Source organism: Desulfatitalea alkaliphila (assembly GCF_022968795.1).
Taxonomy (GTDB): domain Bacteria; phylum Desulfobacterota; class Desulfobacteria; order Desulfobacterales; family Desulfosarcinaceae; genus Desulfatitalea; species Desulfatitalea alkaliphila.
This window is the reverse complement of record NZ_JALJRB010000004.1, coordinates 95,906-120,899: the sequence shown is the minus strand read 5'-3', so window position 1 is coordinate 120,899 and position 24,994 is coordinate 95,906. Positions and strand designations below refer to the sequence as shown.

The 24,994-nt window shown below is 59.0% G+C and carries 23 protein-coding genes and 1 tRNA gene; 10 read left to right on the top strand and 14 right to left on the bottom strand.

Going from position 1 to position 24,994, the window contains the following annotated elements; genetic code table 11:
• Window positions 1-15: 15 nt before the first annotated feature.
• From rseP to rho, 12 genes are all read right to left on the bottom strand, one after another.
• The gene (rseP, locus tag MRX98_RS05530; protein ID WP_246903754.1) at window positions 16-1,377 is read right to left on the bottom strand and encodes an RIP metalloprotease RseP; all 1,362 of its coding nucleotides are present in this window, start codon (window positions 1,375-1,377) and stop codon (window positions 16-18) included.
• A 160-nt stretch (window positions 1,378-1,537) separates the two neighbouring features.
• On the bottom strand, window positions 1,538-2,692 hold the full coding sequence (locus MRX98_RS05525) for a 1-deoxy-D-xylulose-5-phosphate reductoisomerase (protein WP_281432210.1): 1,155 nt from the start codon (window positions 2,690-2,692) through the stop codon (window positions 1,538-1,540).
• Window positions 2,689-3,501: a phosphatidate cytidylyltransferase gene (locus tag MRX98_RS05520; protein WP_246903752.1), complete on the bottom strand. Its 813-nt coding sequence runs from the start codon at window positions 3,499-3,501 to the stop codon at window positions 2,689-2,691. The genes MRX98_RS05525 and MRX98_RS05520 overlap by 4 nt, the downstream gene beginning before the upstream one ends.
• Before the next feature lie 76 nt (window positions 3,502-3,577).
• Complete coding sequence (gene uppS, locus MRX98_RS05515; RefSeq protein WP_281432209.1) at window positions 3,578-4,333, bottom strand: undecaprenyl pyrophosphate synthase; 756 nt, start codon at window positions 4,331-4,333, stop codon at window positions 3,578-3,580.
• Window positions 4,323-4,880: a ribosome recycling factor gene (frr, locus tag MRX98_RS05510; RefSeq protein WP_246903751.1), complete on the bottom strand. Its 558-nt coding sequence runs from the start codon at window positions 4,878-4,880 to the stop codon at window positions 4,323-4,325. Before frr ends, uppS begins: the two co-directional genes overlap by 11 nt.
• A gap of 46 nt (window positions 4,881-4,926) precedes the next feature.
• Window positions 4,927-5,649: a UMP kinase gene (pyrH, locus tag MRX98_RS05505; RefSeq protein WP_281432208.1), complete on the bottom strand. Its 723-nt coding sequence runs from the start codon at window positions 5,647-5,649 to the stop codon at window positions 4,927-4,929.
• A 1-nt stretch (window position 5,650) separates the two neighbouring features.
• Window positions 5,651-6,250: a translation elongation factor Ts gene (gene tsf, locus MRX98_RS05500; protein WP_246903749.1), complete on the bottom strand. Its 600-nt coding sequence runs from the start codon at window positions 6,248-6,250 to the stop codon at window positions 5,651-5,653.
• 18 nt (window positions 6,251-6,268) lie between these two features.
• Complete coding sequence (gene rpsB, locus MRX98_RS05495; protein WP_246903748.1) at window positions 6,269-7,162, bottom strand: 30S ribosomal protein S2; 894 nt, start codon at window positions 7,160-7,162, stop codon at window positions 6,269-6,271.
• A 382-nt stretch (window positions 7,163-7,544) separates the two neighbouring features.
• Window positions 7,545-8,444 carry a peptide chain release factor N(5)-glutamine methyltransferase gene (gene prmC, locus MRX98_RS05490; RefSeq protein WP_246903747.1) on the bottom strand — a complete coding sequence of 300 codons (900 nt, stop codon included), beginning with the start codon at window positions 8,442-8,444 and terminating at the stop codon, window positions 7,545-7,547.
• The gene (prfA, locus tag MRX98_RS05485; RefSeq protein ID WP_246903746.1) at window positions 8,434-9,498 is read right to left on the bottom strand and encodes a peptide chain release factor 1; all 1,065 of its coding nucleotides are present in this window, start codon (window positions 9,496-9,498) and stop codon (window positions 8,434-8,436) included. The genes prmC and prfA overlap by 11 nt, the downstream gene beginning before the upstream one ends.
• 173 nt (window positions 9,499-9,671) lie before the next feature.
• Entirely contained in the window at window positions 9,672-9,887 is a 216-nt protein-coding gene (gene rpmE / locus MRX98_RS05480; protein WP_246903745.1) for a 50S ribosomal protein L31, read from the bottom strand.
• A gap of 23 nt (window positions 9,888-9,910) precedes the next feature.
• The gene (gene rho, locus MRX98_RS05475) at window positions 9,911-11,158 is read right to left on the bottom strand and encodes a transcription termination factor Rho (protein WP_246903744.1); all 1,248 of its coding nucleotides are present in this window, start codon (window positions 11,156-11,158) and stop codon (window positions 9,911-9,913) included.
• Window positions 11,159-12,019: 861 nt separating this feature from the next.
• On the opposite strand from rho, the gene MRX98_RS05470 reads away from it, so the two are divergent.
• Entirely contained in the window at window positions 12,020-13,408 is a 1,389-nt protein-coding gene (locus tag MRX98_RS05470) for a CCA tRNA nucleotidyltransferase (protein ID WP_246903743.1), read from the top strand.
• Window positions 13,409-13,595: 187 nt separating this feature from the next.
• On the opposite strand, the gene adk is transcribed toward MRX98_RS05470, so the two are convergent.
• Entirely contained in the window at window positions 13,596-14,258 is a 663-nt protein-coding gene (gene adk, locus MRX98_RS05465; RefSeq protein ID WP_246903741.1) for an adenylate kinase, read from the bottom strand.
• A 435-nt stretch (window positions 14,259-14,693) separates the two neighbouring features.
• Here adk and rpsU point away from each other — a divergent pair, with 435 nt between their 5' ends.
• The 9 genes from rpsU (at window position 14,694) to MRX98_RS05420 (ending at window position 24,113) form a co-directional block, all read left to right on the top strand.
• Window positions 14,694-14,900, top strand: a complete 207-nt coding sequence (rpsU, locus tag MRX98_RS05460; protein WP_246903740.1) for a 30S ribosomal protein S21 — start codon at window positions 14,694-14,696, stop codon at window positions 14,898-14,900.
• A 157-nt stretch (window positions 14,901-15,057) separates the two neighbouring features.
• A complete protein-coding gene (locus MRX98_RS05455) occupies window positions 15,058-16,344 on the top strand; it encodes a bifunctional folylpolyglutamate synthase/dihydrofolate synthase (RefSeq protein ID WP_246903739.1) in 1,287 nt (428 codons plus the stop codon).
• A gap of 483 nt (window positions 16,345-16,827) precedes the next feature.
• A tRNA-Arg gene (locus MRX98_RS05450) sits at window positions 16,828-16,903 on the top strand.
• Window positions 16,904-17,038: 135 nt separating this feature from the next.
• Entirely contained in the window at window positions 17,039-18,844 is a 1,806-nt protein-coding gene (locus tag MRX98_RS05445; protein WP_246903738.1) for an AAA family ATPase, read from the top strand.
• The gene (gene ahbC / locus MRX98_RS05440; RefSeq protein WP_246903737.1) at window positions 18,841-20,028 is read left to right on the top strand and encodes a 12,18-didecarboxysiroheme deacetylase; all 1,188 of its coding nucleotides are present in this window, start codon (window positions 18,841-18,843) and stop codon (window positions 20,026-20,028) included. The genes MRX98_RS05445 and ahbC overlap by 4 nt, the downstream gene beginning before the upstream one ends.
• Before the next feature lie 110 nt (window positions 20,029-20,138).
• A complete protein-coding gene (gene hemB / locus MRX98_RS05435; protein ID WP_246903736.1) occupies window positions 20,139-21,116 on the top strand; it encodes a porphobilinogen synthase in 978 nt (325 codons plus the stop codon).
• A 19-nt stretch (window positions 21,117-21,135) separates the two neighbouring features.
• A complete protein-coding gene (gene ahbD, locus MRX98_RS05430) occupies window positions 21,136-22,233 on the top strand; it encodes a heme b synthase (RefSeq protein WP_246903735.1) in 1,098 nt (365 codons plus the stop codon).
• A gap of 106 nt (window positions 22,234-22,339) precedes the next feature.
• Window positions 22,340-22,942, top strand: coding sequence for a CBS domain-containing protein (locus tag MRX98_RS05425; protein ID WP_246903733.1), 603 nt, complete (start codon window positions 22,340-22,342; stop codon window positions 22,940-22,942).
• Window positions 22,943-22,973: 31 nt separating this feature from the next.
• Entirely contained in the window at window positions 22,974-24,113 is a 1,140-nt protein-coding gene (locus tag MRX98_RS05420) for a PilZ domain-containing protein (RefSeq protein WP_246903731.1), read from the top strand.
• Window positions 24,114-24,172: 59 nt separating this feature from the next.
• On the opposite strand, the gene MRX98_RS05415 is transcribed toward MRX98_RS05420, so the two are convergent.
• On the bottom strand, window positions 24,173-24,766 hold the full coding sequence (locus MRX98_RS05415) for a PilZ domain-containing protein (RefSeq protein ID WP_246903729.1): 594 nt from the start codon (window positions 24,764-24,766) through the stop codon (window positions 24,173-24,175).
• Window positions 24,767-24,994 lie beyond the last annotated feature (228 nt).

The following is a 24,994-nucleotide window of genomic DNA, read 5'->3' as shown; positions in this document are numbered from 1 at the left end:
TGGCAACCGATCATCTTATCGGAACCAGGTAATCACGATATCGTTGTAAAACACAAAGACCATCAACAGCAGCAGCAGAAAGAGCCCGACCTGCTGGGCGGCTTCACGCGTACGCACGCTGACCGGCTTGCCCTGGACCGCCTCGATGGCGAAGAAAAGCAAATGGCCCCCGTCCAGCACCGGAATGGGCAGCAGATTGATCACCGCCAGGTTGACGCTGATGATGGCGATGAAATAGAGCAGGGAGAGCAGCCCCTCCTGGGCCTGCTGATTGGCCATCTGGGCGATGCGGATGGGACCGCCGATGGCCTCGCTGCCCACTTGGCGCTGGAACATCTTAACGAAGAAGTGGCCCGTGATCCGAATGATGCGCCACGTTTCACCCAATCCCATGCCGATGGCCTGCACCGGCCCCAGGCGCACGTTCACCCGGTCCTGCTCGGGGATCACCACTCCCGAGCCGCGGATGCCGATGCGATAAACACTCTGCTTGATGCCCAGCAGATCGGTTTCCTGGATTTCATCCGGCGCAATTGAAAGCTCGATAAGGGCTTGATCGCGCTCGATGCTGAAGTTCAAGGGGCGCCCCTTCGATGCGGCCACCATCTCCTGCATCTGCTCCCAGCCATCGATGGGCGTGCCGTCGATGGCCACGATGCGATCCCCTTTTTGCACGCCCGCCTCGGCGGCCGGCATGCCTTCCATCACGCCGTCCACCATGGCACGGGGCGCCGCGTAGCCCCGGATCCCCAGTTCATGGTAGGTCACCGTGTCGCCCAGCAAATTCTTGGCGCTGGCCGGTTCGGGTCGCAGTGTCACCTCCAGCACATCGTCATGGCGTTGCACGGTCACCCGCATGGGTTGACCGCCGCTCTCATCCGCCGCCGCATCGATGTCGCGCCAGGAGACCACCGGCCGGCCTTCGATGGCCCGGATCAAGTCCCCTTCCTGGATGCCGGCTTGCTCGGCCGGCCCGCCGCTTTCAACGGCCCGCACCACGGGCCGGATGCTCGGCAGCCCGGCGATGTAGAGCCCGAGGGTGAAAATGGCGACGGCCAGCAGGATGTTGAAGAAGGGACCGGCAAAAACGATCAAGGCCCGTTTGCCCACCGGCTTGTGGGTGAAGGAGAGGGGCAGGTCCTCCGGCGGCAAGGGCGCATCGGGCTCCTCGCCCACCATTTTCACATAGCCACCCAGGGGAACGGCGGAGACCCGGTAATCGGTGCGCCCGACGGTGGCGCCGAACAGGCGCGGGCCGAAACCCAGGGAGAACCGCTCGACGCCCACGCCGAACAAACGAGCCACCAGGAAGTGTCCCAATTCGTGAAAGAAGATCAGCACGCCCAGGACGACGATGAAGATCAGAACGCTGCTCATAATGCTCCGCTGAACATGATGGATTTCTGTTTAAGCGCGAATTCGCGATTTGTGTGAACTGTCGGCACAGGCGCCGCGGTGCTCCGGTTGATGGCCGAACCCGTTCCAGCCCTTCAAGCGATGCACGAAGCGCCGCTGCCCCACATTCTAAACCGCTTTATCATTTTATCAAGTTCGCCGCCACCCCCCGCGCCCATCGATCGGCCGCGATGATGGTTTCCATATCCGGTGCCGTTGCGTTGGCATGGGCTTCCATGGTGGCCTGAATCACCTTGTGGATGCCTGTGAAACCCAGCCGTTTGGCCAGGAAGGCTTCCACCGCCACCTCATTGGCGGCGTTGAGCACCGCCGGCAGGGTGCCGCCCGCACGACAGGCTTCGAAGGCCAGCCCCAGGCATGGGAAACGCTCCAGATCGGGCGGTTCGAAGGTCAAACCGCCGGCAAGGGTCAGGTCGGGCAAGGGCTGATGCAAGGCCAGGCGTTCGGGGCAAGACAAGGCGTAGGAGATGGCCCCCTGCATATCGGGAATGCCCATCTGGGCCAGAAGGGAGCCGTCGCGAAAGGCGACCATGGAGTGCACGATGCTCTGGGGATGAACCACCACCTCGATCTGTGCGGGGGTAAGATCGAAGAGCCACTTGGCCTCGATCACCTCCAGCCCCTTGTTCATCAAGGTGGCCGAATCGATGGTGATCTTGGCGCCCATCTGCCAGTTGGGGTGCCTGAGTGCCCGGGCCGGTTCGATGGTCTCGAATTGCTCCGCCGGGGTGGTGCGGAAGGGACCGCCCGAGGCGGTCAGCAGAATTCGGTCCAGGTCTTGCCGCCGCTGTCCCTGAAGGCACTGGAAGATGGCGCTGTGTTCGCTGTCCACCGGCAGCAGCCGCACGCCGCGGCGGGCCACGGCGGCGGTGACGATACCGCCGGCCATGACCAGGGTCTCCTTGTTGGCCAGGGCGATATCCTTGCCGGCTTCGATGGCCGCCATGGTCGGCGCCAGTCCGGCCGCCCCCACCATGGCGCCCACCACCATGTCCGTCGTCGGCCAGCGGGCCGCCGCGCAATAGCCCTCCGCCCCGTGCAGGATCTCGACGGAACAGTCGCCCGGCAGTTTGTCCCGCAATGCGCGGGCAGTTGCGGCATCGAAAACGATGGCCGCTTCGGGACCGAACCGCTGCACCTGATCGGCCAAACGGTCGACGCTGTGTTTGGCAGCCAGGACCTTGACGGCGAATCGGTCCGGAAATCGGTCCACCACCTTGAGCGTGCTGCGGCCGATGGAACCGGTGGATCCCAGAATGGCGAGGTTGCGTATCATGTCAACAGATATTCCTTGAGCAGATAGGCCACCGGCAGGGCGAACAGTAGCGCGTCGATGCGGTCGAGAAAGCCGCCGTGCCCGGGCAGCAGATTACTGGAATCCTTGACGCCGGCGCTGCGCTTGAACTCCGACTCGAACAGGTCGCCGATCTGTCCCACGCTGCCCACCAGCAGGGCGAAAAGTACGCAGCCGGGCAGGGACAGGAACGGCATGAACACCAGCTTGTAGGCCACCGCCAGCACCAAACTGCCCACCAAACCGCCCAGGGCCCCCTCCACGGTCTTCTTGGGGCTGACGGCCGGACAGAGTTTACGGCGTCCAAATGTGCGCCCCGCGTAATAGGCGCCGGTGTCGCCGGCGGCCACCACGACGAACAGGAAAAATACCCAATGAACGCCATGGGGATCGTGATAGAGCAGCACGAAGAAAGCGAGGAAACCGGCGATGTACAGCACGCCGAAGACCTGCTTGAGCACCACCGCCGGGGCATCGGTGCTCTGTTTGTAGCGCAGAATGGACATGGCCGCGGCACCGATCAGATGAAGGGCGAAGAGAGCCATGACCGCTTGAAAACCGTGGTAGGGCACCACCAGCACCACGGCGGCCCCTGCGATATAGCTCCAGAGAAGAAAATATCCGGGCACGCGGGGGCTGTGTTCCGCTAAGACGATGCGGAAGTACTCCCACATGGCGATTACGGCGACGGCGGCAATGGCCAGGGCGAAAAGGGTGGGGCCCCCTTTCAAGACCAGGAGAATGAGCAGCGGCAGCCCGACGAGGGCGGTGATCCAACGTTTCCAGTGCATGGGCCATCCGATGGGTGCGGCGTTGGTTTTCGCAACGCCGGTCAGGGTTCAACGAAGCAACGGGTCGGCACGCCAATCATCCGTTGTTCGGTGGATCGACCCCGCCGAAACGGCGGTCGCGTTGGGAGAAATCCTGCAGGATACGGATGAATTCTTCGGCGGTGAAGTCGGGCCAAAGGGTCGGCGTGACGAAAATCTCGGTATAGGCCAATTGCCAAAGCAGAAAGTTGCTGATGCGCATTTCGCCGCTGGTGCGGATCAACAGATCCGGATCCGGTATGCCCCGGGTGTAAAGGTGGTCCGCCACCGTCTGCGCGTCGATCCGGGCGGGGTCCAGTTGCCCTTGGGCCGCTTTCGTGGCAATGGCCTGCACCATTTCGGTGATCTCCGCGCGCCCACCGTAACTGAGCGCCAGGTTCAGCAGCAGTCCGCTGTTGGCGGCGGTGGCGGCCTGTACCCGGTCGATAACACTGTTGACATCCCCCGGCAGGCGATGGCGTTGACCGATCACGCCCAACCGTATGTTCCGGGCCTTGAGTTCCGCCTCCTCGCTGTTGAGAAAACGCTTCAACAACGCCATCAGGGCATTGACCTCCGCCGGCGGGCGCTGCCAATTCTCGGTGGAAAAGGCGTACAAGGTCAATACGGAAATACCCAGCTCTCGGCAGGTGCGCACCACGGTGCGTACCGTGTCGGCCCCCTTCTCGTGACCCATGACACGGTTGAGCAGGCGCTTCTTGGCCCAGCGTCCGTTGCCGTCCATGATGATCGCCACGTGACGGGGCAGCACCATACCGCTGTCGAGGCCGGCCTGAGCGCTTTCAGAACTCAAGGACTTCCTTCTCTTTTTCTTTGCAAATGTCGTCGATGCGCTGAATGAATTCGTCGGTGAATTTCTGGATTTGATCCTGGGCTTTGAAGGCGTCGTCTTCGGAGACGTCGCCGTCCTTTTTAAATCCCTTGATCAACTCATTGGCATCGCGCCGGATGTTGCGTACGGCCACTTTGTGGTCTTCGCCGGTCTTTTGCACCAGCTTGACCATCTCCTTGCGCCGCTGCTCAGAAAGGGGAGGAATGGCGATGCGAATCAGCTTACCGTCATTGGAGGGAGTCAGGCCGAGGTCCGATTTTAGAATCGCCTTTTCGATCTCCTTGATGGCCGACACATCCCAAGGCTGCACGGTGATCAAACGGCTTTCAGGCACCGCGATGGTGGCCATCTGGTTCAACGGGGTCAAGGTGCCGTAGTAGTTCGCCTTGATGCCATCCAAAACCGATGTGGAGGCCCGCCCCGTGCGAATGCGCTTGAGCTCGGCCTGCAGGGCGGTGATGGTCTTGGCCATCCGGTCCCGGGTCTCCTGGTAGGTCTCTTCAATCATGGGTGTCACCTCTTTACGGTTGTTGAAAAGGGGCGGCAGCGCCCGATCAATTGCCGATGAGGGTACCGATGCGCTCCCCGCGGGCCACTCCGATGATATTGCCCGCCTCTTTGAGATTGAACACCACCAGAGGCAAATCGTTGTCCATGGCAAGGGAGATGGCGGTCATGTCCATCACTTTGAGTTGCCGCTCGAGGACCTCCATGTAGGAGATGGATTCGATGAATTCGGCATCGGCTTGCAGGGCGGGATCGGCATCGTACAGGCCATCCACCTTGGTGGCCTTGAGCAGTACCTCGGCGTGAATCTCCTGGGCCCGGAGCACGGCGGCCGTATCGGTTGTGAAATAGGGATTGCCCGTGCCCGCGGCGAAGATGACCACGCGCCCCTTTTCCAAATGCCGCAGGGCGCGTCGCAGGATATACGGCTCGGCCACTTCATGCATGGATATGGCGCTCTGCACGCGGGTCTGAATGCCCGTTTTCTCCAGCGCATCCTGCAAAGCCAGGCTGTTGATCACCGTGGCCAGCATGCCCATGTGATCGGCGGAGGTCCGTTCCATGCCCAGAGAACTGGCCTTGACGCCACGGAAAATATTGCCGCCGCCGACCACTACGGCCATCTCCACGCCCAGATCGTGAGTCCTTTTGATCTCGTCGGCCACGTAGCGGAGCATGTCCGCCCCGATGCCGAACTGCTGGTCGCCCATCAACGCCTCGCCGCTGAGTTTCAGCAGGATGCGCTTGTATCGTCGCGGAGTTGTTTGCAAACTATTCGGCTCCCACCTGGAATCGCGCAAAGCGCTTGACGGTGATCTTCTCGCCGGTCTTGGCCACCACTTCGTTCAAATAGTCGCTGATGGTCTTGTCCGGCTCGCGCACATAGGCCTGATTGAGCAGACAGCTCTCCTTGTAGAACTTGTTGATCTTGCCCTCGACGATCTTGTCCAGCATCTTCTCGGGCTTGCCGGTCTCCAGGGCCTGGGCGCGATAAATCTCTCGCTCGCGGGCCAGGGTTTCCTCGGGCACTTCTTCCGGCGTGATGGCCACGGGATTGGTGGCGGCGATGTGCATCGCCAGATTGCGCGCAAACTCGACGAAATCGTCGGTTTTGGCCACGAAGTCGGTTTCGCAGTCCACTTCCACCATCACACCGATTTTGCCGCCCATGTGGATATAGGACTGAATGGTGCCTTCGCTGGTGGCCCGGCCGGCCCGCTTGGCGGCGGTGGCCAGACCTTTCTTGCGCAGAAAATCGACGGCCTTTTCCATATCGCCGTCACACTGGGCCAGCGCTTCTTTACAATCCATAATCCCGGCTCCGGATTTCTCCCGGAGCGCCTTGACCATTGTTGCACTGATCTCTGCCATGCTATCTTCTTCTCCTGTCTACTCGGCTGTCGCCGGGGAATCGGTTTTCGCTGCCTCGTTCGCCGGCGCAGTCTCTTCTTCGCCGGTCTTACGGATGATCTCCACGATCGGCCCCTGGGTACCGTCGGAAATGACTTTGCGCTCGCCCGGCTTCAAATGGGCGGCCGCGGTTTCGATCTCCGAAGGCTCTTCTTCGGCCTTGTCGGTGCGGGCCTGCTGCTTCTCCGCGAACCGTTTCTGCCCCTCGATGCAGGCATCGGCCATGCGGGAAGTGACGAGCCGGATGGCGCGGATGGCGTCGTCGTTGCCCGGAATCAGGTAATCCACCTCATCGGGATCGCAGTTGGTGTCGACGATCGAGACGATGGGAATGTTCAAACGCCGCCCTTCTTTTACGGCGATGGCTTCGTTCTTGGGATCGATGACGAAGATGGCGCCCGGCAGACGGCTCATGGTACGGATGCCGCCGAGGGTGTTGTCCAGCTTCACCCGCTCCTTGCCCATCTTGAGGCGCTCTTTTTTGGGAAACAGGTTGATGGAGCCGTCCAGTTCGATATTGTTCAGGTAGTTGAGCCGGTCGATGCTCTTTTTGATGGTCTGGAAATTGGTCAGCATGCCGCCCAGCCAGCGATTGTGAACGTAGAACATTTCACAGCGGTTGGCCTCTTCGTAGATCGCCTCCCGCGCCTGCTTCTTGGTCCCCACGAAGAGCACCGATCGCCCGGCGGAGGCGGTTTCCTGGATGAAATCGTAGGCGGTTTTGAACATGCGCACCGTTTTCTGCAGATCGATGATATAGATCCCGTTGCGCGCGCCGAAGATGTAGGGCTTCATCTTGGGGTTCCAACGTTTGGTCTGATGCCCGAAATGGACACCGGCTTCCAGCAACTCTTTCATTGTGACATACGCCATTGTTCGCTCCTTCTTTTTTGGTTCGGCCTGCGCCCATCTCATCCCCTGCTCCGACTTTCTCGCGAAAGCACCGGGAGCGCCGGGTCCATGGGCGTGCGAATTGAATTTCGGGTCCAGGGCCCATCGCCCCGAAACCGTTGCAGGCAGCCCGCTTGCGCAGACTTGCCCTAAAACCGTGGATTAGTATCAAATCGATTACTTGAATGCAACCTTTTTCAGTGTACCCACTCAATTCCGACAGCGACCTTCAATAATCGATAGAATTCCTCAACTTAAAACTTAACACTTAAAACTTAAAACTATATATTTCGAATCCTTACGCCAAAACCCAACCCACCCGATACACCAAACCGAGCAAGCCCGAAAAAAACAACATCCACACCTACCCACGCCGCCGCATCTGCGCCACCCGGTAATGCCCGGCATAATCCTTGTGAAAATCGATCCGGTCGTAAGCGCCGCTCTTCTGTGCCAACGCTTCCACCGCCGGACGCTGATCGAAACCGATTTCCAGCAGCAGCCGAGCGCCGGGCCGCATATGCGCCGGCGCGGCGGCGATGATGTCGGCGACCTCCGACACCCCCTGCGGACCGCCGTCCAAGGCGGCCATGGGCTCGTAATCCCGAATTTCAGGCGCCAAGCGGGCTATCTCATCGCGGCGCACATAGGGCGGGTTGGACACGATGAGATCGAACCCCTGCCCGTCCGGCGCCACCGGGTCCAGCCAGCGGCCCGCAAAGAAGTGAATCAAGTGGTCCACATGGTGGCGTCGCGCATTTGCGCGGGCCACCCGCAAGGCGCGCAACGATGCATCGGAGGCCCAGAAGCGGTGTATTGGACGTTCATGGGCCAAGGCCACGGTAATGGCTCCGGAGCCGACGCCCAGGTCAAGCACACGATGGGGCGCGTCGCCGGCCACTTCCGGCAGAAAGGCCAGGGCCTGCTCCACCAAACACTCGGTGTCGGGCCGCGGGATCAATACATCGTGGGTAACGGTCAGGGGCAATGACCAAAACTCTTTTTCCCCCAAAATGTAGGCCACCGGTTCACGCCCGGCGCGGCGCTGTACGAGCAATTTAAAGCGCGCCAGTTCCGCCTCATTCAACGGTTGATCGTGACGCAGGTATAGATCGATGCGACGGCACCCCAGAACGTGGGCCAGCAAGAGATCGGCATCACCGCGGGCATGATCCAGTTGATGACGCTTGAAATAGGCCGCGGTCCACTCCAGCACCCCGATGACCGTCCAGGGCGGCCCGGCCGGCGGTGGATCAGTGGGCATGCTGCAGGGCCTGGCTCTGGTGGAAGGTGATCAACCCATCGACGATCTCGTCCATATCGCCTTGCAGCACCGACTCCAGTCGATAGAGGGTCAAACCGATGCGATGGTCGGTCACCCGCCCCTGGGGAAAGTTGTAGGTGCGGATCCGTTCACTGCGATCCCCGCTGCCCACCTGGCTCTTGCGCTGCTGGGAACGTTCCGCGTCCTGTTCCTGGGTGATTTTGTCCAAGAGCCGCGCCCGCAGCACGGTCATGGCCTTGGCCTTGTTTTTGTGCTGGGATTTTTCATCCTGACAGATGACCACCAGGCCTGTGGGCAGATGGGTGATGCGCACCGCCGAGTCGGTGGTGTTCACGGACTGCCCGCCGGGTCCCGAGGAACGGAAGACATCGATGCGCAAATCATTGGGATCCACCTGCACCTCCACCTCCTCGGCTTCGGGCAGGACGGCCACGGTGACGGCCGAAGTGTGGATGCGCCCTTGGGTTTCGGTCTGGGGCACCCGCTGCACCCGGTGGGTGCCGCTTTCATATTTCAACCGGCTGTAAGCGTCCTTGCCCTTGACCAGCGCCACAACCTCCTTGATGCCCCCAACCCCGGTGCTGTGCAGGTCCATGATCTCGATCCGCCAACCCCGCGCCTCGGCGTAGCGGCTGTACATCTTGAACAGATCGCCGGCAAACAATCCGGCCTCGTCCCCACCGGTGCCGGCCCGGATCTCCAAAAGCACGTTCTTGGCATCCAGCGGATCCTTGGGCACCAGCAGCTTTTTGAGCTCCTGCTCCAGGTCCTGCTTGCGGTTTTCCAGCCGCTCGACCTCTTCCTTGGCCAAGTGCTTCATCTCCGGGTCGTTGTCCTTGAGCAGCTCATAACTCTCGTCCAGCTCGCCATCGATCCGGCGGTAGGCCCTGAACGCCTCCACGATGGGATTGAGTTCGGCATGCTCCCGGGCCAATTGCTGGTAGGCAGACCGGTCCTGCAGAATCTTGGGATCGCTCAACAACCCCTCCAACTCTTTAAAACGGTCCTCGACACCGATGAGTTTTTCAAACATGGACACGACGCAAAATCCCTCGCATGATCATTCCGATCCCGGTTCAAGACCGACGGCAGCGCATGCTGAAAAGAGATTCAGCCGACGGCCGCCCCAAAACAGCTCAAGCTGCCACCACGCGAAGGGGGAGACAGCTTGACCGTGGTCGTCATATGCGACCGGAACAGGCGACGCTATTTTTTGTTCTGTTGAAATCCAGCGTATTTTTTTCGGAAACGCTCGATGCGACCGGCTGTGTCGACCAGTTTCTGTTTACCTGTAAAAAAAGGATGACACGCGGAACAGATTTCGACGGAAATACCCTCCTTGGTGGAGCCCACTTCGATGGTGTTGCCGCAGGCGCACTTGATGGTCGTTTCCTCATATTTGGGATGGATATCCGCTTTCATAATAATTTCAACCCCCTGAGTAATTAAGCATTCATGGAATCCAGAAACTCTTTATTATTCCCGGTTCCTTTCATTTTTTCAAGTATAAATTCCAAGGCATCGGCCGGATTGAGAGAGGCGAGCAACTTGCGAATGATCCAGACCCGGTTGAGGGTGTGCTCGTCCAACAACAGTTCCTCCTTGCGGGTACCCGACTTTTTGATGTCGATGGCCGGGAAAATGCGCTTGTCGGCCAGGCGACGATCCAATTGGATCTCCATATTGCCGGTGCCTTTGAACTCCTCGAATATCACCTCGTCCATGCGGCTGCCCGTGTCGATGAGAGCGGTGGCGATGATGGTGAGGCTGCCGCCATCCTCTATATTGCGGGCCGCGCCAAAGAAACGTTTGGGACGCTGCAGGGCGTTGGAATCCACACCACCGGACAAGATTTTACCCGAGGGCGGCATGACCGAGTTGTACGCCCGGGCCAGGCGGGTGATGCTGTCCAGCAATATCACCACGTCCTTTTTATGTTCCACCAATCGCTTGGCTTTCTCGATCACCATCTCCGCCACCTGCACGTGCCGTTCGGCCGGCTCGTCGAAGGTGGAGCTGATCACTTCACCCTTGACCGACCGCTGCATGTCCGTCACCTCCTCGGGCCGCTCATCGATGAGCAGGACGAACAAAATGATGTCCTTGTGATTGCGGGCGATGCTGTTGGCGATGGACTGCAAAAGCATGGTCTTGCCCGAACGGGGCGGCGAAACAATCAGCCCGCGTTGGCCGAAACCGATGGGCGTTAGAAGATCCATGATCCGCGCGGAATAGTTCTCCGGGTCGGTCTCCAGATTGATTTTGTATTCGGGGTAAAGGGGGGTCAGGTTGTCGAACAGAATCTTTTCGCGTGCGACTTCGGGGTCTTCGTAGTTGATGCCTTCAACCTTGAGCAGGGCGAAGTAGCGTTCGGACTCCTTGGGTTGGCGGATCTGACCGGAAACCGTGTCGCCGGTGCGAATATTGAATCGGCGAATCTGGGAAGGCGACACATAAATATCGTCCGGACCGGGCAGGTAGTTGGAACTGGGCGCCCTCAAAAAGCCGAATCCGTCCGGCAAAATTTCCAGCGTGCCCTCTCCATAGAGCAGACCGTTTTTCTCGATCTGTCCCTGAAGCAGCGCGAAGATCAGCTCCTGCTTGCGCATCCCGGCATAGCCTTCGATCTTCAACTTCTTGGCCATTTGGGTGAGTTCGTTGATTTTCAGGTTTTTCAATTCAGAAACATTCATTGAACGCTCTCCATGACAAGGTCTCTTGATGCACTTCCCGGGCATGGTCCCCACCACACCCGCAATAGCAGATGAATAGCAAATGGCTCTTGTTCGACCGAACCGGTATTACCGCAAAAAGGGAGTCCAACGCCCAAATCCCGTACCAAACCGCCGTAAAGACCCAACCTGCATATGATTCCGGGTGATTTACCCTTCCGATGATGGTGGAACTGTTGATAGCGATGGAGGAATATGATGTTTTGTTTTTGGGTTCAGTGAGCAAACGGTGTCCCATTGCTCGCGACCGGGCAGGTTCAACCTTAACGACGATGCTTATCTTAAGGTTTATGGAGTGTCAAGTATTTTCGGGCATCCAGATTTGCGGTTATGCACTAAGCCCAAATACGATGAGAAGCGGGCAAAAGCCGTATCGAAATCGAAATCGGGATCGGGATCGATTCAGGTCCGTTTTACGCCTTGTTTCGCTTCGATTTCGACAGCGATCCCGATAGCGATTTCGATTGCCAACGGGGCAAGCCCCAACTTGGGTTTTGTGCATAACCGCATCCTGTTTTGCAAGCATCACAGCCGGTTTTCATGGGGAATAGATGCACCCATAATCACCCTTTTCATGATATGCGGTAATGCACAAAGCCCAAACAAAATCAGAAGCGGGCGAAAGCAGCGTCGAAATCGGGATCGGGATCGAAATCGGCTCAATTCCGTTTTGCGCCTCAGTTCGAATCGATTTCGATAGCGATACCAATCCCGATTTCCAACGGGGAACGCCCCGACTTAGGCTTTGTGGGTCACCATTTTATGATATCCAGCGCACCGTCGGCCCATTAATTGGGTACCACGCAATAAAAAGGCTCCGGCATGCAGCCCGTTGATAAGTATCTTAAACTGCCCCGACATCTGTTGCCCCCCGCGCCCGACGCCTATTTGGTGGGTGGCGCGGTTCGCGATCTGGCGCTGGGCAGACAGCCGGCGGACTACGATGTGGCAGTACCCGGTGATGCGCAACGTTTTGCCCGCTTCCTGGCAGACCGTGCGGGTGGTGGGCGGGTGGTGGAGCTGGGCCGGGAAGCGTTCGCCCTGTATCGTGTCGTGTCCGCCACGGGCGTTTGGATTGACATCACACCGCTGCAACAAAACGACTTGGAAACCGATTTGCACACCAGGGACTTTACCATCAACGCCCTGGCGTGCCGCCTGGACAGCGGTGAAATCATCGATCCGCTCGCAGGAATGAAGGATCTGCAAAGGCGGATGGTCCGAATGGTATCGGCGGCCAACCTGCAAAACGATCCGGTCCGTTTGCTGCGGGCCCACCGCTTGGCGGCGGTTTTGGACTTCCAGATCGCGCCGGCCACCGACCGTGCCATCCACCGATACGCCCACCTGATCCGGAACGCCGCCGGTGAACGCATCTGGACCGAATTGCAATCCATGCTCGACTGTCCGACCGCCGCAGACCGGGTGCGCGCCATGGCCGACGACGGCCTGCTGACGGCCCTGTTGCCTGAATTGACGCCCCTGCGGGACTGTGGACCCGACCGGCACCATGCCTACGACGCACTGACCCACACCTTGAAGGCTTTCAAAGCACTGGAAGAACTACTGTTCAAGCCGGCGCAACAGTTGCCCCCGGCCGCGGCCGACTTCGTGGCCGGTCTGGCGCCCCCCGCCCGCCACGCCTTGCAACTGGCCATGCTGTTGCACGACATCGGCAAGCCGGACAGCCGCGCCAAAGGCCCCGATGGCGCGTACCACTACCACGGCCACGCCGCATCAGGTGCACAATTGGCCGATTCGGTGCTGCGCCGGCTGCGGGCACCCAACCGCATTCGCAATGCCGCCTGTTTCTTGATCCGGCACCATCAAAGGCCGTTGCACCTTTTCCTCAACTATTCCACCCGAGCGGAAGGCCGTTTTTTCCGTGTGTGCGGCGCGCAAACCCCATCCATCCTGTTGCACGCCATCGCCGACACCATGGGCAAAAAGCCGCCGCCCACCCCCGCGCAAGATCCCTTGCAGGCCTTTTTGTCCGATCGCCTCACCCACTATGTGACCGAGATTCAGCACAGGCGCCGGGAGCCGCCGCTGTTGACCGGCAGGGACCTGATCGATCATTTCGGTCTGAAGCCCTCCGCCCGTTTCGCCCAACTGCTCGATGCCGTGGAGGAAGCCCGTTTGGCCGGCCAATTGCGTGACAAGCCGTCGGCCTTGCGATGGATGAAAGCGCTGTTGAACAACCAGCATTGAAGGCGCGATGAAACGGTCAAAGAACAGGAGGGCAGCGGATTGGACCTTTGAAATGGCCGCCGACAACTCGAAAGGAATACACCAGCGGGTGGCCGATCATTTAAAAACGCAAACGTCCCGCATGGTCGCACCATGCGGGACGTTTATCCAACTTTCAAATCCGCCTGCGGGCGGACTTCAGAAACAGCTACTGGATGGCATCCAGGGCCTTGAAGATCTGGTCGCGGATCTCGTCCACCTTGCCGACCCCTTCGATACGGATATGTTGGGGGGCGCCCGCCGCACCCGATTTGGCCCAATCCTTATAATAGGAGACCAGGGGCTCGGTCTGGGCATGGTACACATCCAAGCGCTTGCGAACGGTCTCTTCCTTGTCGTCGTCGCGCTGAATCAACGGTTCACCGGTCTCGTCATCCTTGCCCTCCACCTTGGGAGGATTGAAGGTGATATGATAGGTGCGGCCACTGGCCAGATGCACGCGTCGGCCGCTCATGCGTTTGATGATCTCCGCGTCGGGCACATCGATCTCCACCACCGCATCGATGGGCACCCCGGCCGCTTTCATGGCATCGGCCTGCGGAATGGTGCGGGGAAAGCCATCGAACAGAAATCCCTTTTCACAATCGGGTTCTTTGATCCGTTCCTTGACCAAACCGATGATCACATCATCGGGCACCAACCCTCCGGTATCCATCACCGCCTTGGCTTGTTTGCCCAGTTCGGTTCCCGCTTTCACCGCCGCGCGAAGCATGTCGCCGGTGGAGATCTGCGGAATCTGGTACCTTTCCTTGATGTAATTGGCTTGGGTTCCCTTGCCGGCACCGGGGCCGCCTAACAGTATCAACCGCATACAATCGCCTCCTTTGTTTTAATGTGCATGGATGGATCCATTATTAAGATGTCCGTCACTGGACACTGCCGTCAAAATTTCGAAAAGACACCAAAAGATTACCAAAAAAGGAGAATATTACCGAAAGCGAAATGCGTGTCAACCCATTTGGTTGCTTCAGATCGAAATCGCTATCGGGATCGGGATCGTTTTCTTCCAACCCAAAAAGCACGACGGCATGCTTATATTTCATTTTCGATGGTATGCTTACCCGATCAGGCATGCAGCTGAACCGAGATTGCTGCTTTTCCTTCGAGCGCCAAATTTTATATTTGCAATTCCACCCGCATCTGTGTATATGTGCCTCTTTATCCGAATCACGGATCTTGACTAACCATCCCTAATGTTTGATATGCTTGACGATCAACCTGGATGGAACGAAAGGGGCGAATTAGGTTGAAGGCTATTACGGTTAAAGTTCAAGACAACGATCTTGAAAAAGCCATGCGGATCTTGAAGAAAAAGATCCAAAACGACGGTCTTTTCAAGCGCTTGAAACTCAAAAAGAGCTATGAAAAGCCCAGTGAGTACCGTCGCCGCAAGCAGCGCGAAGCACTCCGGCGCCAGCGCATCGCCGCGGCCCGCCGCAAACGCTACCGATAGACACGACATTAGAATGCCTGATGAACCCGGCCATCCGCGTTGATGCTGCCGGGTTTTTTCTATGGCGAACCGGCGCCGGCAGCGCACCCGCGCCCGGCGGCGATCCCTTGTAATGCGTTCGGTCAGGCGTTCGAGAAGGACATCACGGGAGGTGTGCGTGTCTGACGACACCTACAACGGCTACCTGGAGCGGATGTTCCGCCTGCAACGCTTCGGCATCAAACTGGGCCTGGAGACCATCGGTGCCATGCTGGCCGCCCTTGGCCATCCGGAGATGCGCCTTCGCTGCATTCACATCGCCGGCACCAACGGCAAAGGGTCGGTGGCCGCAATGCTTTCCCGCATTCTGACCACCGCCGGCTACACCGTCGGCCGGTACACATCCCCCCATTTGGAGCGCTTCAACGAACGCATTTGCGTCAACGAGCAGCCCATCGACGACGCACAAGTGGTCGAAGCGTGTCAGCGGGTGTTCGCCATCGACGATCTGCCCCGCCAGCCGACCTTCTTTGAATTCACCACCGCCATGGCCTTGGATCAATTCGCCCGGCAAAAGGTGCAGTGGGCGGTCATCGAAACCGGCATGGGCGGACGCCTGGACGCCACCAACATCCTCCGGCCCGCCCTTTCGGTCATCACCAACATCTCCCTGGAACACCGCAGCTATCTTGGCGACACGCTGGCGGCCATCGCCGCCGAGAAAGCGGGCATCATCAAGCAAAACACCCCCGTGGTCAGCGGTGTCCGGCAAAAGGCAGCCAAGGCGGTCATTCATGCCCAGGCCGTCACCCGCACAGCCCCCCTTTTTCAATTGGGTCGCGATTTTCGCGCCCGCCGCAGGGAAGGCGATCAATTCGATTACTACGGCCTGGACCACACTTGGCGAAAACTTCTGCTCGGTCTGCCCGGAGCACATCAGCTGCAAAACGCCCCCTTGGCCCTGGCCGCCTGTGAACTGCTGCAACGCACGGCCACGGTCGCCGTGACCGAGGCGGATGTACGCAGCGGCCTGCGCGAGACCCGCTGGCCCGGCCGCCTGGAAGTGGTTTCCACCGAGCCCTACATCGTGCTGGACGGCGCCCACAACCTGATGGCCGCCCGCGTGCTGGGCCGCTATCTGCGGGAGACCTTCAAGCAGCGCAACATCACGCTGGTGGTCGGCATCCTGGATGACAAGCCCTACCGCTCCATACTCAAAGACCTGATGGCCCCCTGCCACCGCACCATCGTCACCCAGCCCAAAATCAACCGCGCCATGCCCGCCGACCGCCTGGCCGAGACGGCGCGCACCCTGAGCAGCAACGTGGAGATCGTGCCCGACGTGGGCGACGCAGCACGCCACGCCATCCGAACCAGCCGCCCCACGGATGTCATCTGCGTCGCCGGCTCTCTTTATGTTGTGGGTGAAGCGAAAACTGCGCTGGCCGATATTTCTTTGTCTTAGAACATCCTATGCAATTTTTAAAAAGATAGTTTAAAGTTTAAGTCTAAAGTTTAAAGCAATGAATTTTATCGATTTTAATGGGTGGCGGCGTGGACGAGCGGATAGATCCTTCTAACCAATAGCGAAGAAACCATATTCCGACCATGAACCATAGGATTTGCTGACGAAGGAAGCGCATCAAGGCCCTGAAGGATTGATTCCACCCAGAATAGATAGAGCGCGAACCATGGTGGATGGTGGTTGCCGATAAAGAGTGCATGCTTCCGACCCATGATGATCGGGCCGGTCCGGGCACGGCACCGTGCCCCTACAAGCGATAGAATACCTTAACTTAACACTTAAAACTTAAAACTTATAATTTCAAAATCTTAAAATAAACCCAACCAACCCGACAAACCCAAATAACGCAATATACCCAATATACGGTGCACCGACTGATCGCTTGACTTCACCACCTGTTTCGTTTAGAAGGTGTCACGCAACGCGCCCGTAGCTCAGTGGATAGAGCACCAGCCTCCGGAGCTGGGAGTCGTTGGTTCGATCCCAACCGGGCGTACCATTCAAAAAGCGTAGGGGGACCTTCATCGCTTTTTGATTTTCCCTGAAAACTCGGTCACGGGAAAATCCAAGCGCCATGGATGTCCCCCTTTGCTGTCTTGCAAACCGAAAAACCGGTGATTATAGTCCGGCCATTATGAAAACAAACAACGAAAAATTCCCGGACCCCAAAGAGTTGGAAAAAGAACTGGGCGATTTTCTGACCAAGAGATACGGCGGGTCGGTCAAGCTGGCGACCCCCATCGTATTGCCCCAGGCAGAGGCGTCGGACACCGTCGAGAGACAGGTGCCGCCGGACAAGGAAATCCATTTCGACCTCAAACCGGAAGAGCTGGTCGCCTATCTGGACCAATACATCATCAAGCAGGAGCGCGCCAAAGCGATCCTGGCCACCAAGATCTGCACCCATTTCAATCGCATCCGCCACATGCAAGCGACACCGGATCGTTTCAGCCCCATGGTGGGTGGCATCAAGAACAACATCCTGATGTTGGGGCCCACCGGCGTGGGCAAGACCTACATGATCCGACTGATCGCCCACAAGCTCGGCGTGCCCTTTATCAAAGGGGATGCCACCAAGTTCAGCGAAACCGGTTACGTGGGCGGCGATGTGGAGGACCTGGTGCGCGACCTGGTGCGCGAAGCCGACGGCGATATCGAAAAGGCCCAATACGGCATCATCTATATCGACGAAATCGACAAGATCGCTTCGTCCCACAACCTGGTGGGTGCCGATGTCTCCCGGACCGGCGTTCAACGGGCCCTGCTCAAGCCCATGGAGGAGACCGAGGTCGATTTGAAGGTGCCCCACGACCCCATCGCTATGCTGCAGGAGATCGAACGCTTCCGCAAAACCGGTCAGCGGGACCGTTCCACTGTCAACACCAAAAACATCCTGTTCATCATGAGCGGCGCCTTCAGCGAGTTGGACAAAATCATCAAGAAGCGGCTGACCGATCAGGCCATCGGTTTCGGTGCCACCTTCACGCGCGCGGAAGATCAGGCGGACATTCTGACCCGCGTCAAGTCGGAGGATCTGATCAGCTACGGGTTCGAATCGGAATTCGTGGGTCGTCTGCCGGTGCGTGCGGTTTTCGAGCATCTGACCGAGCAGGATCTTTTCACGATTCTGGAAAACCCCAACAACCCGATCATTCTGGGCAAAAAGCTGGATTTCGCCGCCTACGGCATCACCGCCAAATTCGCCCGCAGCGCCTTGCAGCTCATCGCCAAACAGGCCTTTGACGAAAATACGGGTGCCCGTGGCCTGGTCAGTGCCGTTGAGCGGTTCCTGTTGGGTTTCGAGAAACGCCTGCCTTCCACCAAGGTGCAACACTTCGCCGTCTCGCGGGAGATACTGATCCATCCCGACAAGTGGTTGGCCAAGCTGGAAGCGGCACCCGACCATCCGGAGATGCACAGTACATTCCAGGCCGTCCGGAACGAGGAAATCGGCGCCCTGGCACGCTACGTCAAGGCAAACCATCGCCATCTGAGCGAGAAGTTCGGTTTGCCCTTGACCGATGTGCGCACGGCCTTGATCGCCGAGTATTATGCCGGCCACACCACCGACATCAACGGGGTGTTCGATGCCTTCACCCATTTCTATGAACAGATCAAAACCATAGAGATGCATTTTTTGAAAAAGCATGGTATCAACATCGTCTTTGAAGAGGAGGCGATCGACTTTTTCATCGAGCAGTGGCTGCACGCCTCGCCGGACCTGGACGCCATCTACAAACGCCTCAGCGCCGATCTGGAGTATGGCTTGAAACTGGTGCGCGAAAAGACCGGGCGCAACCGTTTCTTTCTGACCCGCCAGGCGTTGGAAGCGCCCGAAGCCTTCATCGCGCAACTGCTCAAACAGACCCGGGCCGAACCGGAAACGGCCGCGCCGGATGCGGCCAAGGCAGCGGACCCGGAAAGGAACGACACCCCATGATCGGGATCTCCAAGCTCTACTGCGGCACGGTGGAACCTTCCGACGCCCTGCGCTACGGCCGCCATTCTTCCCAACTACCGAGCCACCTGCTTCAATTTTCCGCCGACAAGCGCCCCGTGGTGGTGTGGAATGTCACCCGTGCCTGCAATCTCAAATGCGTGCACTGCTACGCCCACGCCACCGACGACGGGACCGCCGACGAGTTGTCCCATGCCGAAGGGCGCCGGCTGATCGACGATCTGGCCGCCTTCGGCGTCCCGGTGCTGCTCTTTTCCGGCGGCGAGCCCCTGGTGCGCAAGGATCTGCCCGATCTTGCGGCCTATGCGGTGGAAAAGGGAATGCGCGCCGTCATCTCCACCAACGGCACCCTCATATCGCGCGACATGGCAAAGACCCTCAAGCAGATCGGGCTTTCCTACGTGGGCATCAGCCTGGACGGCATGAAAACGGTCAACGATCACTTCCGGGGCGTTCCCGGCGCATTCGACAAGGCCATCGCCGCGATTGAACATTGCCAGGCGGAAGGGATCAAGGTGGGGCTGCGCTTTACCATGAACAAACGCAATGTGCAGGAGATCGACGGCATTTTCGATCTGCTCGAGGAGATGGAGATCCCGCGGGTCTGCTTCTATCACCTGGTCTATGCCGGCCGGGGATCGGCCCTGCAGGTGGACGATTTGACCCATGCCGAAACCCGCGCCGCCGTGGACCTGATCATCGACCGCACCCAACGTCTGCACGCCGCCGGCAAGCCCAAGGAGGTACTGACCGTGGACAACCACGCCGATGGCCCGTACCTCTACCTGCGACTGCTGAAAGAAGATCATAGACGGGCGGCGGAGGTTCTGGAACTGCTCGAAATGAACGAGGGTAACAATTCGGGCCGCGGCATCGGCTGCGTCAGTTGGGACGGTGAGGTTTATGCCGACCAGTTCTGGCGCCACCACAGTTTCGGCAATGTGCGCCGGCGCCCCTTCTCCGAGATCTGGACAGACCCCGAAGACCCCTTGTTGCGCCAACTCAAGGAAAAGAAAAAGTATGTTCAGGGCCGATGCGCCACCTGCCGCTGGCTGGACATTTGCGGCGGCAATTTCCGCGTGCGCGCCGAAGCCGTCACCGGCAATGTGTGGGCCCCGGACCCCGCCTGCTACCTGACCGATGAAGAGATCGCCCAAACGGTCTGAAAGGGCATGCCCTGATTCGGCATCCGGCATGTTCAAGACTTGCCGGCGCAACCGGTCACGAAACGTGTTCGTGCATCCCGGCTGAGCGGCCGGAAACAAAGGAGAACCCGATGCTTTTTCCCGATTACCGCCCCCGTCGACTGCGACAAAGCGCGTCCTTGCGCCGCATGGTACGTGAAACCCAGTTACAGGTGCAAGACCTGATACTGCCGCTGTTCGCCGTCGAAGGCAAGGATGTGAAGAACGCCATCGCCTCCATGCCGGGTCACTTCCAGCTTTCCCTCGACCACCTGGTCGCCGTGGCGCGCGAGGCCCACGAACTGGGCGTTCCGGCGGTAATTCTCTTCGGTATCCCGACCAAAAAGGATCCCATGGGCACCCAGGCCTATGCCAAGGACGGCATCGTGCAGCGGGCCGTGCGGGCAATCAAATCCAAACTACCCGAGCTGACGGTGATCACCGATGTGTGCCTTTGCGAATATACCGACCACGGCCATTGCGGTGTGGTCAAGGGGCAGACCATCGACAATGATCTGTCCCTCGATCTGATCGCGCAGACCGCGCTTTCCCATGCCAAGGCCGGCGCCGACATGGTGGCCCCTTCGGACATGATGGACGGCCGTGTCACCGAGATCCGCAACGTGCTGGACGAAGCCGAACTGAGCCACGTGCCCATCATGTCCTATGCCGCCAAATATTGCTCGGCTTACTACGGCCCTTTTCGCCAAGCGGCTGAGTCGGCGCCCCGATTCGGTGATCGGAGCACCTACCAGATGGATCCGGCCAACGCCCGGGAGGCCCTTCGCGAAGTCTCCATGGACGTGGAGGAAGGCGCCGACATCGTTATGGTCAAGCCGGCCCTGCCCTATTTGGATATCGTCTACCGCATCAAGGAGGAGTTCGATCTTCCCGTGGCCGCCTATAATGTCAGCGGCGAATATGCGATGATCAAGGCCGCCGCCGAAAAAGGGTGGCTCGACGGCCCGCGCGTGATGATGGAGACGCTGACGGCCATCAAACGTGCCGGCGCCGATCTGATTCTGACCTATTTCGCCGTGGAAGCCGCCAAAGTGCTCAATGATCGCTAAATCGACAGGAAGCGTTACCATGCCACATCCACACTCCGCAAACACGCATCCGACCGATGCCGGCGACGGCATTCCCCCGCTGCGTCTGGTCGCCTGGGAAACCACGCGCAACTGCAACTTGTCCTGCGTGCACTGCCGCGCCTCGGCCACTTGCGGCCCGTACAGCGGCGAGCTGGATACCGCGGCGGCCCATCGCCTGCTGTCCCAAATCGCCCGGGTGGGGCAACCCATTATCATTCTCACCGGCGGCGAACCGCTGCTGCGGGAAGATATCTTCGACATCGCGGCCTACGGCACGCAGTTGGGTTTGCGCATGGTGATGGCGCCCAACGGCACTTTGATCACCCCCGACATCGCCGCCAAAATGGCCGCATCCGGGATCAAGCGCATCAGCATCAGCCTGGACGGCGCCACGGCCGAAAGCCACGACCGCTTTCGCGGCGTCAGCGGCGCCTTCGACGGCGCCCTGCGCGGCATCACCCATGCCAAGGCGGCCGGCATCGAATTTCAAATCAACACCACTATCACCAAAACCAACCTGGATCAAATCCCAAAGATCCTTGCCCTGGCCGAACAGCTTGGTGCGGTGGCACACCATATTTTTCTGCTGGTGCCCACCGGCCGCGGCAAATACATCGTGGACCAAGCCATCGATGCTCGGGAATATGAGCGAACCCTCAACTGGTTCTACGATCAACGCGACCGCACTGCGCTGCAACTCAAGGCCACCTGTGCCCCCCACTACCACCGCATTCTGCGCCAACGCGCCAAGGAAGAAGGAAAGTCGGTCACCTTTCAGACCCACGGCTTGGATGCCGTCACCCGGGGCTGCCTGGCCGGCAGCGGTTTCTGTTTCGTCTCCCACCGGGGGATCGTACAACCGTGCGGCTTTCTTGACTTGCCTTGCGGCGATGTCACCAAAGCGGATTTCGCAGACATCTGGCGCAACGCCGAGCACTTCCAAACCCTGCGCGACCCCAACCTGCTCAAGGGGAAATGCGGCCTGTGCGCGTTCCGCAAAGTCTGCGGCGGCTGTCGTGCCAGGGCCTACGAGGCGGTGGGCGATTTCATGGCGGAAGAGCCGCTGTGCCTCTACGAACCCGTCGCCGCCAAGTGAGACTGCTGAACGCCCTTCAAAAACTTGTTGTTCGACATTCAACCCGGATGTTATGAATACATATGATTGACAGACAGGTGTGCCCTTCAACGGAAAGGACCGGTCCATGAAAATTCGATCCTTGATGGTGCCCGCGCCCATCACCGTAAGTACCCGCCAAACGGTGCAGGAAGCCCTTGAACTGATGAAGGTCAACGGAATTCGTCATCTACCGGTAGTGGACGATCAGCAGCATCTACAAGGCCTCCTGACCCTGGCCGATCTCAAGCAGGCACTGATTCCTTCCATGATCAGTGATTTCACCCTGGCCGACATGATGATCAAACATCCCATCACCGTTTCTCCCGAAGAGGATGTGGAAACGGCCGCCCGGTTGATTTACAAACACAAAATCGGCGGCCTGCCGGTGGTGCAAGGTCAGCGGTTGGTGGGCATCATCACCGAATCGGATCTGTTGCGCACCTTCATCGATATGATGGGTATCTTGTTCAATTGCGCCCGGTTGGATGTCATCACCGGCGAAGATCCGGCCGGATTGAACAAAGCCATTCAAATCATCCAGGATCAGGGCGGTGATATCATCAATGTGGGCATGACCACCCAAAAAACCGACCAGCGCACTTACTATTTCCGTCTGGCACCCTGCAACACGCAGTCGATCAAACACGCCCTGGAACACAGCGGTTTCGTGGTGCCGGCGGTGGATTGAACCGACCCGTGACCCGAAAGCGGCGCAGCCCATGAAAATCGCCATCAACGCTCCCGACGAGCATCAGTTCAGTGTGATGCAACGTATTCTCGACGGCCGGCTGGCCATCGAGTCACCGGATGAGTTCGCCGAAATACTGGAGATCTACCCGGATGATCCTTTTTTGCACCGCAGGTACGCGGATCTATTGAACCGTTTGGGACGAGCGCGAGAAGCGGCTCAATCCTATCAACGGACGGTGGATCTGTTCATCGATCACGGCATGAACCTGCAGGCCATCGTCGCCAAAATCTTGCAGTGGCGACTGACCAAACCGAACCACCAACAAGGGCGGACTTTCCACGGGCAACTGCAAGCCACCGGCGGGCGTCACACCCCCTTGCAACGTTTTTGGGCCGGCCTGGATTACCCCGAACTGGTGGCTTTGATGCAGCGGTTGGTGCGCAAACGGTTTGCGCCGGGACGCCGCATCGTCCAAGCGGATCAGCCGGCGGATGCGCTCTTTTTCGTGGTGGACGGCACCGTTGCCGAAATGCCGTCGCCGGAGTGTCAAAGCGAAGCCCGAAGGACCGGGGTCGAGGTGGAGCCGACCCTGCTGGGCACCAACGACATTTTCGGTGAAGTGTTTCCCTTGGATCAACCGACGGAGAATGCCAATGAGATCCTGGCCGTCTCCCAGGTCGAGTTGGTAAAAATTCCCAAAACGGCCCTGACCGCCATCTGCGCCGTTCATCAACGGGTCCAAACCCTACTGGAGGCGCTATACAAGGCCGATCCGTCCGCCCATTGCGAGCGTTCCTGGCAGACGGTGCGCCGCGCCACGCGCTGCCGACTGCCCGCCCGGGTGGATATCGCCTCCCCTCCCAACCGTGCGGACACCCGCAGCTGGTACCACGATGGCATGGCGGTAGACATCTCCATCGGCGGCATCTGTGTTCAGCTGAATACCACCGACGACGAAGCACTTCCCGATTTGAAAGGACGTCTCGCTAAACTCAATCTGGAGTTCCCCGACGCGCTGCTGTCCAATTTAAGCGGCAAGATCGTATGGCAGGGGCGCAAAGCCGGCGGTACGGCAAGTTCCGCAGCACTGATCGGCATCCGTTTCGACACCCTGAACATCGCGGACCGCGACCGCATCGCCGAATACATTAAAAACAACCTTGAATAACGTCGAGTGGCGAATGAAAGGAAGGCCGCAGCCCCGGTGGGCCGCGGCACGTTTCGTTATCAGCAAATCTTGTGAATCAAAGTATTGAGGATGTCCCGTCGGTAGTGGGTCATTTGCGCGTAATGGACGCCGATACCATCGGCATACACACGTGAGACGTACCCCTTGATTTTGAAAGGCAAGGTTTCACCGGCTTCCGAGAACGTGAAGCAAAGGGCCACCTCCTGGCCCTTCTCGAACGGCTGGGAGGTCTCGATAAAGACGCCGTTGGCACTGATGTCCCGGATCGTGCTGCGATAAGCCCGCCCCCCTGTCGCAAAATCCACCAGCAGATAACACGGAATACGCGGAAATTGGCGCACCCAATTGAATTGGGGACCGTCCATGTTGCCCAAACGCTGCAGCAAGGTGGCCTTGTCCATCTGTTGCAGCAAAACAAAGATCCTGGCGATGGTCATCTGCCGCCGCAACTGCGGACTGTCACCGCCGGCGGGTTGCGGCACCCGGCTTTCCGGGTTTCCGGCGTCCGCCCCTTCTTGGGGCTGGAGCGTCTCCAGAAGTTGAGCCAAGTGCTCTGCATCCATTTTGTAAATGGAAACCGCCAGGCGCGTGATTAGGGTCTGCTTCTCGATCGATTCAGCGGGATGGGTCATGGCGCGTCTCCTTGCCCTCCCGGGCGTTTGCTGGTTTTTTATATCCATATCGCACAGTTGAGTAAAAAAGCAAGCCTCATCAGCTCCTTGAGATGGTCGGTGCGGCGCTTGAATGACCTGCGACAGGCATCGCCATGCCCTTCGCCCTTGGTCCGGTCGCTGGGTTTCGAAAGATCGGCAGGCAACACACCATCGCATCCCACCCCTGGTCCACTATTCGAAGCCGAA

Bases quoted from the DNA above. Each gene is read 5' to 3' on its own strand.
- rseP (WP_246903754.1), bottom strand. From the start codon at position 1,377: ATGAGCAGCGTTCTGATCTTCATCGTCGTCCTGGGCGTGCTGATCTTC.
- MRX98_RS05525 (WP_281432210.1), bottom strand. From the start codon at position 2,692: ATGATACGCAACCTCGCCATTCTGGGATCCACCGGTTCCATCGGCCGC.
- MRX98_RS05520 (WP_246903752.1), bottom strand. From the start codon at position 3,501: ATGCACTGGAAACGTTGGATCACCGCCCTCGTCGGGCTGCCGCTGCTC.
- frr (WP_246903751.1), bottom strand. From the start codon at position 4,880: ATGATTGAAGAGACCTACCAGGAGACCCGGGACCGGATGGCCAAGACC.
- tsf (WP_246903749.1), bottom strand. From the start codon at position 6,250: ATGGCAGAGATCAGTGCAACAATGGTCAAGGCGCTCCGGGAGAAATCC.
- rpsB (WP_246903748.1), bottom strand. From the start codon at position 7,162: ATGGCGTATGTCACAATGAAAGAGTTGCTGGAAGCCGGTGTCCATTTC.
- prmC (WP_246903747.1), bottom strand. From the start codon at position 8,444: ATGCCCACTGATCCACCGCCGGCCGGGCCGCCCTGGACGGTCATCGGG.
- prfA (WP_246903746.1), bottom strand. From the start codon at position 9,498: ATGTTTGAAAAACTCATCGGTGTCGAGGACCGTTTTAAAGAGTTGGAG.
- rpmE (WP_246903745.1), bottom strand. From the start codon at position 9,887: ATGAAAGCGGATATCCATCCCAAATATGAGGAAACGACCATCAAGTGC.
- rho (WP_246903744.1), bottom strand. From the start codon at position 11,158: ATGAATGTTTCTGAATTGAAAAACCTGAAAATCAACGAACTCACCCAA.
- MRX98_RS05470 (WP_246903743.1), top strand. From the start codon at position 12,020: ATGCAGCCCGTTGATAAGTATCTTAAACTGCCCCGACATCTGTTGCCC.
- adk (WP_246903741.1), bottom strand. From the start codon at position 14,258: ATGCGGTTGATACTGTTAGGCGGCCCCGGTGCCGGCAAGGGAACCCAA.
- MRX98_RS05445 (WP_246903738.1), top strand. From the start codon at position 17,039: ATGAAAACAAACAACGAAAAATTCCCGGACCCCAAAGAGTTGGAAAAA.
- ahbC (WP_246903737.1), top strand. From the start codon at position 18,841: ATGATCGGGATCTCCAAGCTCTACTGCGGCACGGTGGAACCTTCCGAC.
- hemB (WP_246903736.1), top strand. From the start codon at position 20,139: ATGCTTTTTCCCGATTACCGCCCCCGTCGACTGCGACAAAGCGCGTCC.
- ahbD (WP_246903735.1), top strand. From the start codon at position 21,136: ATGCCACATCCACACTCCGCAAACACGCATCCGACCGATGCCGGCGAC.
- MRX98_RS05425 (WP_246903733.1), top strand. From the start codon at position 22,340: ATGAAAATTCGATCCTTGATGGTGCCCGCGCCCATCACCGTAAGTACC.
- MRX98_RS05420 (WP_246903731.1), top strand. From the start codon at position 22,974: ATGAAAATCGCCATCAACGCTCCCGACGAGCATCAGTTCAGTGTGATG.
- MRX98_RS05415 (WP_246903729.1), bottom strand. From the start codon at position 24,766: ATGACCCATCCCGCTGAATCGATCGAGAAGCAGACCCTAATCACGCGC.